Source organism: Amycolatopsis circi, assembly GCF_003385235.1.
GTDB lineage: Bacteria > Actinomycetota > Actinomycetes > Mycobacteriales > Pseudonocardiaceae > Amycolatopsis > Amycolatopsis circi.
The window spans coordinates 64,127-76,708 of sequence record NZ_PQIA01000031.1 but is presented as its reverse complement, the minus strand read 5'-3'; the positions used below and the strand labels follow the sequence as shown (position 1 = coordinate 76,708).

The 12,582-nt window shown below is 68.6% G+C and carries 9 protein-coding genes; 8 read left to right on the top strand and 1 reads right to left on the bottom strand.

Annotated features, from left to right (window positions below):
* Nucleotides 1-268: 268 nt before the first annotated feature.
* The 6 genes from D0D37_RS16485 (at nucleotide 269) to D0D37_RS16460 (ending at nucleotide 5,896) form a co-directional block, all read left to right on the top strand.
* Nucleotides 269-952: a FadR/GntR family transcriptional regulator gene (locus D0D37_RS16485; protein ID WP_116201428.1), complete on the top strand. Its 684-nt coding sequence runs from the start codon at nucleotides 269-271 to the stop codon at nucleotides 950-952.
* Entirely contained in the window at nucleotides 949-2,172 is a 1,224-nt protein-coding gene (locus D0D37_RS16480; RefSeq protein ID WP_116201427.1) for a CynX/NimT family MFS transporter, read from the top strand. Before D0D37_RS16485 ends, D0D37_RS16480 begins: the two co-directional genes overlap by 4 nt.
* Nucleotides 2,173-2,176: 4 nt before the next feature.
* Nucleotides 2,177-2,602, top strand: a complete 426-nt coding sequence (locus tag D0D37_RS16475) for a MarR family winged helix-turn-helix transcriptional regulator (protein ID WP_116201426.1) — start codon at nucleotides 2,177-2,179, stop codon at nucleotides 2,600-2,602.
* Between the two features lie 124 nt (nucleotides 2,603-2,726).
* Complete coding sequence (locus D0D37_RS16470; protein ID WP_116201425.1) at nucleotides 2,727-3,977, top strand: bifunctional 3,4-dihydroxy-2-butanone-4-phosphate synthase/GTP cyclohydrolase II; 1,251 nt, start codon at nucleotides 2,727-2,729, stop codon at nucleotides 3,975-3,977.
* Nucleotides 3,978-4,107: 130 nt separating this feature from the next.
* Nucleotides 4,108-4,491 (top strand): histone-like nucleoid-structuring protein Lsr2, encoded by a 384-nt coding sequence (locus D0D37_RS16465; RefSeq protein WP_116201424.1) that lies wholly within the window; start codon nucleotides 4,108-4,110, stop codon nucleotides 4,489-4,491.
* Nucleotides 4,492-5,308: 817 nt separating this feature from the next.
* Nucleotides 5,309-5,896, top strand: coding sequence for a nitroreductase family protein (locus D0D37_RS16460; RefSeq protein WP_116201432.1), 588 nt, complete (start codon nucleotides 5,309-5,311; stop codon nucleotides 5,894-5,896).
* Here the strand turns inward: D0D37_RS16460 and D0D37_RS16455 are convergent.
* Nucleotides 5,844-6,206 carry an AMP-binding protein gene (locus tag D0D37_RS16455; RefSeq protein ID WP_162834271.1) on the bottom strand — a complete coding sequence of 121 codons (363 nt, stop codon included), beginning with the start codon at nucleotides 6,204-6,206 and terminating at the stop codon, nucleotides 5,844-5,846. The genes D0D37_RS16460 and D0D37_RS16455 overlap by 53 nt on opposite strands.
* 1,364 nt (nucleotides 6,207-7,570) lie before the next feature.
* Here D0D37_RS16455 and D0D37_RS16450 point away from each other — a divergent pair.
* A complete protein-coding gene (locus D0D37_RS16450; RefSeq protein ID WP_208719982.1) occupies nucleotides 7,571-10,066 on the top strand; it encodes a Pls/PosA family non-ribosomal peptide synthetase in 2,496 nt (831 codons plus the stop codon).
* Between the two features lie 32 nt (nucleotides 10,067-10,098).
* The gene (locus D0D37_RS16445; protein ID WP_116201421.1) at nucleotides 10,099-12,573 is read left to right on the top strand and encodes a non-ribosomal peptide synthetase; all 2,475 of its coding nucleotides are present in this window, start codon (nucleotides 10,099-10,101) and stop codon (nucleotides 12,571-12,573) included.
* Nucleotides 12,574-12,582 lie beyond the last annotated feature (9 nt).

Below are 12,582 nucleotides of genomic sequence, written 5' to 3'. Positions count from 1 at the left end.
GCTACACACGCCACCGCCACCACCCCCACCCACGCACCCAACGATCGAGGCACCCAGCCCCTGCCCTGCACCCCGATACGAAGCCTCCCTGCCGACTCGCGCTGCCTGCAAACGCATCATCCCCGCCTTGACAAGCACCCCCAGACCGTCAGCACAATGAGCTTCGGGGTGCAGGGCCGCCCCCAATCCGTGAGGGGAACCCTCACGGACCTTGGACCGCGACCCCGATCACATTCAAATGTCTGACATCCGGTGTTAGGGTCACCTTATGAACGATCTCCGCGCCCCCAATCGGGTCGCCAGCCTCGCCGCACAGCTTGTGGACACCCTCCGGGAGCAGATCGCCTCCGGAGAATGGCCGGTCGGAATGCGGATTCCAGCCGAAAATGACCTGGTCAAGCAGCTCGGCGTCGGGCGGACAACCGTGCGGGAAGCGCTCGGCGCACTGGTGCACCTCGGGCTGCTGGAAGCACGGCGAGGCGATGGAACCTATGTCCGGGCGTCGAGCGAGATGCAATCCGTCTTGATGCGGCGGGCCAACTCCTCACGGCGGAGCGACGTGCTGGAACTGCGGGCCGTGCTGGAGGAGTATGCCTCCGGCCTGGCTGCGGTGCGCCGCACCGACGACGATCTGGTCAGCCTGCAGCGGCTGCTCGACGAGTCCGAGGTGCGGGACGACACCGACACAGCCGTCGAAGCGGACGTTCGCTTCCACCAGGCCGTCGTGAATGCGGGACGGAATTCCCTGCTCACCGAGGTATACGACGTCCTCAGCGCCTCCGTCGCCGAGCAAATCGGTGACACGTTGTGGCCCGAAGCGACTGCTCAAGAGCACACCCGGCTTCATCGCCAGCTGGTCGAGGCGATCGCTGCTCAGGACGAGGTCGGGGCGCGCTACTGCGCTGCCGAAATCGTGAAGCTCACCGGGACCGGAACGGAGCGGGAGAAGTGACCGCCGAGGTCGAAGTTCCCACAGTCGCGAAAAGATCGGTCACCAAACCTGAGTGGTCAGCGGGGCTGTTGCTCGCGATCCTCTTGGTGGCGGCCAATCTGCGCGCCACCCTGACCGGCGTCGGGACACTCCTGCCCGCCATCGAGCACGACACCGGACTGCCTGCGTCAGCGGGCGGTGTGCTGAATACCTTGCCTCTGCTCATGTTCGCGGTGACTTCGCCGCTCGTCGGCCGTGTCTCGCATCGGATCGGTTCCACGCGGCTGCTCGTGCTCTCGCTGGCGGTGCTGGCGGCGGGCACAGTGGTCCGGTCACTGCCGTCGATTGCCTGTCTCTTCGCGGGGACGGTGCTGCTGTCCGCCGCGATCGCCGTCGGAAATGTCTTGCTGCCCACGGTGATTCGCACCCACGTTCCGGCCTCGCGGGTGCACACCGTCAGCGCGCTTTACGTCACGGTCATGGGTGTGGTCGCCGCGGTGTCGTCCGGGATTTCCGTTCCGCTGGCGGGGGTTTTGCCGGGCAGCTGGCACTCCGCCCTCGCCTGGGCAGTGGTCGTCGCGGTGGCCGCACTGGCCGGATGGCTGCCTCGGCTGCGCGGCTCGCGGCCGGACACCGGGTCGCAGACCCGCAGGACGCATGCGCCGACCCCGTGGCGGTCCTGGCTGGCGTGGCAGGTTTCCCTCTTCATGGGCCTGCAGTCGCTCGCCTTCTACACCGCCGTCGCGTGGTTGCCCAGCATCCTCAGCGGCCAGGGCATGAGCACCGCGGCGGCCGGCTGGATGCTGTTCTACTACCAGCTCGTCGCGCTGGCCACCGGCATGGTGCTGCCGCTGCTCACCCGGGGCCGGGCCGACCAGCGTTTCCCCGCGGCCGCGGCGTCGGCGGTCACCGCCGCCGGGTTCGCGATCCTCCTTCTGGCGCCCGGAATCGCGATCGTCGGGTGCACGCTGCTCGGGCTGGGCAGCGGGGTCTGCCTCGTGCTGGCGCTCAGCTTCCAGAGCCAGCGCGCCACCGGCCCGAGCGAGACCACCGCGCTGGCCGGGATGGCGCAGTCCATCGGTTATCTGGTCGCCGCGGCCGGACCGCTGCTGCTCGGCATCCTCCACGACGCCACCGGAAGCTGGTCCGGCGCGCTCGTCGCGCTCACCGCGTTGAGCGCGGTGATGGCCTTCACCGGGTACGGGGCCGGGCGCGACCGTCACGTTCGCGCCGGCCGCTGAGCCGATGGCGGACGTCGACCTCGCCGACCAGCTTCTCGCGCTCGCGCGCCTGGTCAAGCGCGCGGAAGCGGCGCCGGCCGAGCCGAACTGCCTGCCGCTGCTGGCCATGCTCGCCGAAGAGGGCCCGTTCCGGGCCGGGGAAATCGCCGCGGTGCTGGGCGTGAACCCGTCGACGGTCAGCCGCCAGGTCGCCGGGCTGGTCCGGTCCGGGCTGGTCGAGCGCCGCGCCGATCCCGAGGACGGCCGGGCCAGCCCCCTCTTCGTGACTGCCGCGGGCCGCCGGATCCTGGAAGTCGAACGACAGCGCCGGGCCGCCCAGTTCGGCGACGCTCTCTCCGGGTGGTCGCCGGAGGAACGTGCGCGGTTCGCGGACCTGCTCGGCTGTTTCGTCCGCGATCTCCGGCGGAGCGGCGCGCTCCCCGGCAAGTGAGCACTGCCTCTTCCGCTCGATGTTATTGGTCGATAACATTCATGCGTAAGCAAGTCCAGCTCACTGGCTGATTGTAGTTATCATCCAGTCACTTCGAGCGGCTTCATGACCCGGGAGGTTCGACATGCTCGTCACCGAGGACAGTGTGCGCGCGGCGGTGTCCGCGCTCGAGGAAGGCCGGATGATCGTGGTCGTCGACGATCACGACCGGGAGAACGAGGGCGACCTCGTGCTCGCGGCCGAAAGTGTCACTGCCGGCCAGATGGCGTTCCTCGTCGCGCACACCACCGGAATCGTCTGCGCACCGATGACGGCGGAACGCGCCGACGCGCTCGCGCTTCCGCCCATGGTCGCGGACAACAAAGACGCGCACGGCACCGCGTTCACCGTGTCCGTCGATCACGCAGATGCGGGGACCGGAGTGTCCGCAACGGCCCGCACGCGCACCTGCCGGGCGCTCGCCGACCCGGCCACGACACCTGAACGTCTTCGCCGTCCGGGTCACATCTTTCCGTTGCGCGCGCGAGACGGCGGTGTACTCGTCCGCGCCGGGCACACCGAAGCGGCCGTCGATCTGTTGCAGCTGGCCGGTCGCGAGCCGGTCGGCGTCATCAGCGAACTGATCGGCCCGGACGGCGAAATGCTGCGCGAGGCGGGGGTGCGCGAGTTCGCCGCCGAACACGGCCTGCCCGTCGTCGCGATCGCCGACCTGGTCCGTTATCGCCGCACCACCGAACGGCTGGTCGAACCGGTCGCGACCGCCGCGATGCCGACCGCTTTCGGCGACTTCCGCGCGGTCGCGTACCGGTCGCGATTGGACGGTGCCGAACACCTCGCCCTCGTCATGGGCGACGTCGCCGCCGCCGGTCGATCCGAGCGGGGCGCGTTGGTGCGGGTGCACAGCGAATGCCTGACCGGCGACATCCTCGGCTCGTTGCGCTGCGACTGCGGCACCCAGCTCGAACAAGCGATGCGCGCGGTGGCCGACGAGGGCTGCGGGGCCATTGTCTACCTGCGCGGCCACGAGGGCCGCGGCATCGGCCTGGCCGCCAAGATCGAGGCTTACGCGTTGCAGGAATCCGGTCTCGACACCGTCGACGCCAATCTTGCGCAGGGTCTTCCCGTGGACTCGCGCTCCTATGCTTCCGGCGCGCAGATCCTCGAACACCTCGGCGTCCGGCGGGTGCGGCTCATCACCAACAACCCGGAGAAATACCGCGGACTCGGCGAATACGGACTCGAAGTCGTGGAGCAGGTCACACCGCGTCCGGTCGAAACTCCGCAGAACTTGCGTTACCTCCGGACTAAACGCGACCGGATGGGACACGCCTTCGAAGCGCTGGCCGATCCCGTGCCGGAGCGGAAAACCTCCTGATCTTCGTTCCCCCTGGCCCGGCCAATTCGCGGCCGCGCGACCCCGCGGAATTATCGCCGCCGACCAGCCACAGTGGACTCCTGTTATGGTCTGCGGTGACCGCGTCCCGTTTCCAGGAGGAGTCACCGCGATGGCACAGAAAGTCCTCGTCGAGATGATCGACGACCTCGACGGGTCCGAAGCCGGGCAGACCGTCCCCTTCGGACTCGACGGCGTCCAGTACGAAATCGACCTGTCCGACGCGAACGCCGCCACCCTGCGCGAGGAACTGGCGACGTTCATCGCGGCCGCCCGCCGGACCGGCGGACGCAAGACGACCGTGCGGGCCACGGCCGCGCCGACCGCCGAGGAACGCGAACGCTCCAAGGCGATCCGCACGTGGGCCCTCGACAACAACTGGGCGATCGCCGAACGCGGCCGCATCCCGCGCGAGGTGATCGCCGCCTACGAGGAAAGCCAGAAGCCGGAGGCGAAACCCCGCAAGCGCACCGCGAAAAAGCGCGCGGGCAAATAAGCGCCCGGGCCCGACGGTTCCGCGCGGATCATTTCGGGAAACGCCGGACGAGGCGTCCGCTCCCCCGCCGGAGTTTCGCCCGCCGCCGCCCGGCGGATTTCCGCGCGGCAGCCGCCGGGCAATCAGGACCGCGGGAGTTCAGCCTCTCCGCCAGCGACGGAAACCCGCCCGGCCGCAGGCGCCCGCCTCCGGCCGGGCCGGTGTTTTCCCGTCGGCCAGGAACGGCTCAGGACCTTGCGCTTCGGCCCAGGTCCCGATACCCGCTTAGAACCCCGTCGAGACCAGTGCTCGCGTCGAAGACCTTGCCGGGTTCGATGGAGCCGCCGAGAATCGCGGGCAGCAGCTCGTCGAGTCGTGCGCCCCGGTGTCGTGCTCAGCCAGGTCGCCATGCTGCAGTACGAGGAGGCTCCGATCGGGATGGGCAGCCTGTTCCGGCACCGACATCCGGCGCGCCGGTGCGAACCCCTCCGAGGTCTGCGGGCGGACACGGCAGAACTCGCAGACGAGCCGACGCCCTCGACGGCCCCCATCAGCTCGTGTCCCTTCCCGGCAGGCCCGGCGTCGGCGGCTGCGCGACCCCGCGGGATCCAGCCGCCCGCAGGAACCACGCCTCGGAAACCGCCACAGTCGCCCGGAACTCCCGCCAGGAAGTCGCCCGCCCAGGCGCGCGGTACCCAAGTCCACCGGCCAGCCCGCCTCCGAGGTATCGCGCCAGCAACCTCGCCGCCAGGGCAGCCGTCGAAACCCCCGCATGATCGAGTCACAAAGCACCGGAAACCCGCTACAGTTGCCCGAAAACTTCCACCAGGGGGCAGCGATGGAGTTTCAGGAAGTCGTGCGGCGCAGGCGCATGGTGCGCAAGTTCACCGACGAACCGGTGCCCGAGGACAGTCTTCGCCGGATCATGCGCAACGCGCTGCGCGGGCCGTCCGCCGGATTCTCGCAGGGGCAGGCGTTCCTGGTGCTGCAGGGCGACGACGTGCGGCGATTCGCCGACACCCTCTCCTCCTGGACGCTGGACGACAGCACCAAGGCCGCCCCGGTGATCGTGATCCCGTTTTCGGTGAAAGACGTTTACCTCGACCGCTACGCCCAGCCGGACAAGGGCTGGACCGACCGCAGCGAGGACCACTGGCCGGTGCCCTTCTGGTACATCGACACCGGCATGGCCGTTCTGCTGATCCTGCAGACCGTGGTGGACGAAGGGCTCGGCGCGGTGTATTTCGGCATCGGCGCGGACGATTACGCCAAGGTGCGCACCGAATTCGGCGTTCCGGACAGCCATGAGCCGATCGGCGCGATCGCCATCGGCTACGACGCCGATGCCAAGATCTCCTCGGGCGCTTCCCCGGCTACTCGCAAGCGGAAGCCGGAAAGCGAGACTGTCCACTTCGGACAGTGGTAGCCCGGCGCGCGGCCGTCTCCGGTTCGTCGAGCCAGCCGCGGTCGCCGGTCGGATAGGCCCGCTGGGGCACGCCGTCGGTCTCGAGTTCCGGAAACGCTTCCGCGGTGCGGTCAGGCGCGTGGAGGCAGCCGCGGGCCAGGCCGTCGCCGGTGAGCGCGAGTTCCCCGCGTTCACCGGCTGGTGCCGCCTCGGCACCGTCCCATGCGACGACGCCGGTGCCTGCTATCGCGCGACCCTGCGGGATGCCGCCGTCCGCGTCGAGGTCGGTCTGGGTGACCCAACGGTAAGGACTCGCAGGCCCGACAAGCAAGACGCATCGTCCGCGATGGCGGCGAACTGGCCGAGTCCAGGAAGAGATGGGTCACCCCGCGCCGGACGCAGCCGTGGATGTCCGCAGGCGAGAGTTGATCTTTCCGGCACGGGAGGACGGTTCCGCCGGAGAGCAGGGTCGCCCGCAGTTCGAGGCTGAAGTTCGTCCCCGACGTCTCGGCGGCGCAGACGGCGACCGCGGCCGGACCCAACGGAACGCAGCCGCCCGCCGCGACCAGTGCGCCGGGCGGCCACTACGACGATTTCGCCGGAAGAAGCGCCTGACCCAGCCGGATTGTGCGCGACGCGGCGGGCTTCGGCGACGAGTCGCGCGCAGGTCACGACGTCCAGCCGGTCGCGGATCGCCACTGCGGCCGGCCGGTTCGCCGCCTGCCGGAGCAGCATCGCGGCAATCGTTGTCGCAAGCGGTACCGGAAATTGCCGTGTCACTCGCATCTCAGGGCGGACCGGACAGTCCAACTCCACCTTCATGTTTTCTCCCCCTGCGGCGATCCCGGAAATCCGGACAACACGAAAATGTTTCAATACTGCCGGAAAACCACGAGAAGCGACATAATTCCAGCGACCGGACCGACGCCTGGGCTCCGCCCGCCCGCCGGACGCAGAAATACCGCAATCGGCGTTTCCTCCTCGGAAGCTCTCCGCGCGACCTTCCGGCGAAAACCGGCCCGGTCGGCGTACCTGCGGCGAAACCACACCAGAGCAGTCCAGCCTCGCCCGAACGGCCCAATGGCGTCATCCGTCTGCCGCGCGATTCACCTCGATGGCACAAACCCGCGACCCGAGACGACAATTCCCTCGAAAGTGCCATCAATCCCGCAAAGCAGCACTTGCATATTCCGGTCCGGCGCACAATGTCACCGAATTCGAGGACCAACGAAACTTGACGGGCGCCCTGAGCGAGCACGGCGGATCCGGGCCGCGGTCCGAGGCCCCCTCCGCACAGCGACTTCGCGCCACTCGTTGTGCCACGGATTTCACCCCAGCGGAGCAGTTCCGCGTCCGCCAACCGGGGAATCCGACCCCCGAAAGCGGGGAAATCCTGCTACCATCGCCCGTGCGGTGGATTGGTTTGCGGTAAATGCACGACGACGATCAGACTTCACCGGAAGCCTTCTCCGGGACTTCCCGGATTCGTCGACGGCTGCCACCGGCAGTGGAAAAACAAAGGGTATTCACGGTATTGGTCCCCTTTGCCAGGTTAATGGCTCTTTACGTGGTCTAGACCTCAATCCGAGGGCGTGCCGCATTTGTCAACCGCAATTCGCATCGAACAGGTCACGAAATTGTCAACACCGACGTCCGTAGGTTACGTCGGCGTTACATCCACCGATCATTAGGCATATGGATCTCACCGAGTACCCGACCGCCCGCCCCGGTCCGGCACCCGACACCGAAGAAGCATTCGCTCAGGTGATGGCCGACGTCACCGGGCAGGAAAACGTGTCGGTCGACAGCAACTTCTTCGCCGATCTCGGGGCCAACTCGCTCGTGATGGCACAGTTCTGCGCACGAGTGCGCAAGCGTGCCGATCTTCCCGCCGTCTCCATCAAGGACATTTACCGGAATCCGACCATCGCCAGTCTCGTCTCCGCTTTGGCCGAGACCGAGGAGGTCCCCGCCGAGGAACCGGCCCCCGCGGCGGCGCCGAAGCGGGCGAGCCGGCTCGAATACTTCGGCTGCGGGATACTGCAGGTCGCGGTCTTCCTGGGCTATTCGTATCTCGTGGCCCAGGTGCTCGGCGTGGGAACCGACTGGATTCTGGCCGGTGCCAGCCTGCTCGACTACTACCTGCGCGCGGTGGTCTTCGGAGCCATGGTGCTGGCGGTGATGTGCACCCTGCCGATCGCGCTCAAGTGGATCCTCGTCGGGCGGTGGAAGCCGGGGGAGGTCCGTCTGTGGAGCCTCGGCTACGTCCGGTTCTGGGTGGTCAAGACGCTCGTCCAGCGGAACCCGCTGGTCCCGTTGTTCGTCGGCTCCCCGCTGTACTCGCTGTACCTGCGCGCGCTGGGCGCGAAGATCGGCAAGGGCGTCACGATCTTCTCGCGGTTCGTCCCGGTGTGCACCGATCTGCTGACCGTCGGGGAAGGCGCGGTGATCTGCAAGGACACCTACTTCACCACCTATCGCGCGCAGAACGGCGTGCTCCGGACCGGCCCGGTCTCGATCGGCGCGCACTCCTACGTCGGCGAGATGTCCGTCATCGACGTCGAAACCCGGCTCGGCGCCAACGCCCAGCTCGGGCACGCCTCGTCCCTGCACGCCGGGCAAGCGGTTCCGGAGGGGCAGAGCTGGCACGGCGTCCCCGCCGTTCCCGCCGACGTGCACTACCGGCGCGTCGAGCCGCGGTCCTGCGGCAGCGTCCGGCGGGCGTTGTTCGCCGTGCGCCAGACCCTGACCGCGGTCTTCCTGCTGGCCCCGGTGGTGCTCGGCCTGCTCGGCGGAGCGCTGAACGTGCTGCCGAACCTCAGCCCGGCGATGGGACTCGGCACGGCCGTCCTGGACTTCAGCAACCCGAAGTTCTACTGGAAGGCCCTCGCCGTCTCCTTCATCCTGTACTTCGGCCTGCGGCTGACCGGTTTCCTGATCGTCTCGTTCGTTCCGCGGCTGCTGAACCTGGCGCTCAAACCGGGCGAGGTCTACCGCCTCTACACCTTCCGCTACACCGCGCACCGCGCCATCCGCGTGCTCACCAACCTGCGGTTCTTCAAGACGCTGTTCGGCGACAGCTCGGCCATCGTGCACTACCTGCGCGCCCTGGGCTGCCAGGTGTCCAAGAAAGAACAGACCGGGTCCAACTTCGGGCTCGACGAGAAATACGAGAATCCGTACCTGTTCGAATCCGGTGCGGGCACGATGGTCGCCGACGGTCTGTCGGTCGTCAACGCCGAGTACACCAGCACCTCGTTCCGGCTTTCCCGGGTGCGCGTCGGGGCGCAGAACTTCCTCGGCAACCACGTCGTCTACCCCGCCGGGGCCAAGACCGGCGACAACTGCCTGCTGGCCACCAAGGTCCTGGTGCCGCTCGACGGCCCGGTGCGCGAGGGCGTCGGCCTGCTCGGCTCCCCCAGCTTCGAGATCCCGCGTTCGGTGGAGCGCGACAGCCAGTTCGACCATCCGAAGACGCCGGAGGAATTCCGGCGCAGGCTGGCCGCCAAGACGCGGCACAACCTGGGGGCCATGCTCCTGTACGCCGTGTCCCATTGGCTGTTCTTCTACGGCCTGCTCCTGCTCACCTGGGCCTCGGACGTCTACTACGACCTGATCGGCGCCCCGCTGTTCGCGATCGACACGGCCGCGATGCTCCTCTACGGCATGCTCTATTTCATCGCCCTGGAACGGATCACCGTGTTCGTCCGGCCGCAGCGCCCGGTGTCGTGCTCGATCTACGACCGGCGGTTCTGGCGGCAGGAACGGTTCTGGAAGGCGGCCGCGGCGGGCGCGATCTTCCGCTCGCTGGACGGGACCCCGTTCAAGGGCGCGGTGTGGCGGCTGCTGGGCGTCAAGGTCGGCAAGCGGCTGTTCGACGACGGCTCGCTCATCATCGAAAAGACGTTGGTGCGCCTGGGAGACCACGTCACCCTCAACATCGGGTCCGTCGTCCAATGCCATTCGCAGGAGGACGGCGGTTTCAAGATGGACCGCATCTCGATCGGCAGCGACTGCACGGTCGGCACCGGCGCTCTGGTGCATTACGGCGTGACGATGGGCGACGGCTCGTCGCTCGCCCCCCATTCCTTCCTCATGAAGGGCACTGAGGTCCCGGACCGCGCGCACTGGGGCGGGAACCCCGCGCACGAGATCCGGGCCCTCCGCCGTCAGCTGGCGGGGAAATCGTGACGGAGCAACGACAACCACGGGAAGGACGACCCATGAGAACCGGACTGGGAGCGGGCCGCGAGCACTGGCGCGAAGTACTCGCCGCCGGCGGCCGCACCAGCATCCCGCGATGGACGCTCGACCCGGGCTCTGCGATCGGCGACCACGAAACGCCGATTCCTTCGGGGATCGCGGCCGCACTTCGGTTGCTGGCCGAGCAGCTGCGCGTGCCGCTGAATTCGGTGCTGCTCGCCGCGCACGCCAAGGTGCTCGCCGCACTGTCGGGCGAGACAGAGGTGTGCACCGGCTACGTCGCCGGGCCCGGCGGAGCGCCGCTGCCCTGCCGGCTGAGCACCGAATCCGGCACCTGGCGCGAGCTGATCGAGCACACCGCGGAGATCGACGCGCAGACCCTCGCCTTCCGGGACTTCCCGGTGGACGAACTGCGCGCCGAACTCGGCATCGTCGCGCCGCCGTTCGAAACGGTCTTCGACCCGACCGGCACCGCCGGGGACCTCGCCGGGGACACGGTGCTGCGGCTGGACGTGTCGCCGAACCTGACGACGCTCCGGCTGCGCTTCCGCACCGAAGTGCTGGATTCCGAAAGCGCCGAACGCATCCTCGGCTACCACCTGAGCGCGCTCACGCTGATCCGCACCGACGTCACCGCGCCGCACCGCGAAACGACGCTGCTGTCGTCCGCGGAACTCAAGCTGCAGCTGGAAGGGCTCGCCGGGCCGCACGTCGAAGTGCCGGACCTGCGCTGCCACGAGCTATTCCAGCGCAGTGTCGCGCGGAATCCGGACGCGGTCGCCGCGGTGCACGGCGACCGGGAGTGGACGTACCGGGAGCTCAACCAGCGCGCCAACCGCCTGGCGCGGGCGCTGGTGGCGCGCGGGCTGCGCCGCGAGGGCGTCGTCGCGGTGGTGACCGAACGCAATCTGGACTGGATGGCCGCCGTGCTCGCCGTGTTCAAGGCAGGCGGCGTCTACCTGCCCATCGAGCCGCATTTCCCGACCGACCGCATCGCGACCACGCTGCGCCGGGCCGACTGCGAACTGGTGCTGACCGAACCGGGCAGCACGACCACGCTGCGCAAGGCCGTCGAATCGCTGCCCGGCGTGCGCACGGTGTTCGTGGACGCCGCGTACGAGGAGGACCACTCCGACGAGGATCTCGGCATCGCCGTCGACTCCGGTCAGCTCGCCTACATCTACTTCACCTCGGGCTCCACCGGCGAGCCCAAGGGCGCGATGTGCGAGCACGCCGGGATGGTCAACCACCTCTACGCCAAGATCAACGACCTCGGCATCACCGAAGAATCCGTGGTGGCGCAGGTCGCGCCGCAGTGCTTCGACATCTCGCTGTGGCAGCTGGTCTCCGCGCTGCTGGTCGGCGGGCGGACGCTGCTGATCGAACAGGACGTGATCCTGGACGCCGACCGGTTCGTGGACCGGCTGGGCAGCGGCGGGGTTTCGGTGCTGCAGGTCGTGCCCTCCTACCTCGAGGTCGTCCTGTCCGCAGTGGACAAGAACCCGGTCGCGCTGCCGGACCTGCGCTGCGTTTCGGTGACCGGCGAGGCGCTCAAGACCGAACTGGCGCAGCGCTGGTTCGCCGCGATGCCGGACATCAAGCTGGTCAACGCCTACGGCCTCACCGAAACCTCGGACGACACCAACCACGAGGTGATGGACCGCGCGCCGACGCGCGAGCGGGTGCCGCTCGGGCCGCCGGTGCAGAACGTGCGCGTGTACGTCGTCGACGAGAAACTGGACCCGGTCCCGCTCGGCGCGCCCGGCGAGATCGTGTTCTCCGGGGTGTGCGTGGGCCGCGGCTACGTCAACGACCCGGAGCGCACCGCCCGGGCGTTCACGACCGACCCGCACCGCCCGGACGCCCGGCTCTACCGCAGCGGCGACCACGGCCGCTGGCTGCCCGAGGGCAAGCTGGAATTCCTCGGCCGGCGCGATTCGCAGGTCAAGATCCGCGGTTTCCGCATCGAAATCGGCGAAATCGAGAACACGCTGCTGCGGGTGCCCGGCGTGCGCGACGGCGCGGTGGTCGTGGCCGAACGCGGACAGAGCAAGCGGCTGGTCGCGTTCTACTCCAGCCGCGAGCAGCTCGGCCTCGAACTGCTGCGGGAACAGCTCGGCGCGGCGCTGCCCGAGTACATGCTGCCCGCGGCGTTCCACTGGCGGGAGCAATTGCCGTTGACCGCCAACGGAAAGATCGACAAGAAGAACCTCGCCGCGCTGGCCGCCGAACTCGACACCGCGGAAGAGGACTACGACGAGCCGGTCACGGACACCGAACGGCGGCTCGCCGGGGCCTGGGCGCAGGTGCTCGGCATCCGGTCCGGCCAGGTCGGCCGCCAGGACCACTTCTTCGGCCGGGGCGGCACGTCGCTGTCCGCGGTGAAACTGGCGATCGCGCTCGACCGCGCGGTCTCGATCAAGGACGTCGCCAAGCACCCGGTGCTCGCCGACCTGGCCGCGCTGATCGACAGCCGGTCCGCCTCGTCCTCCTGAACCCCGCAC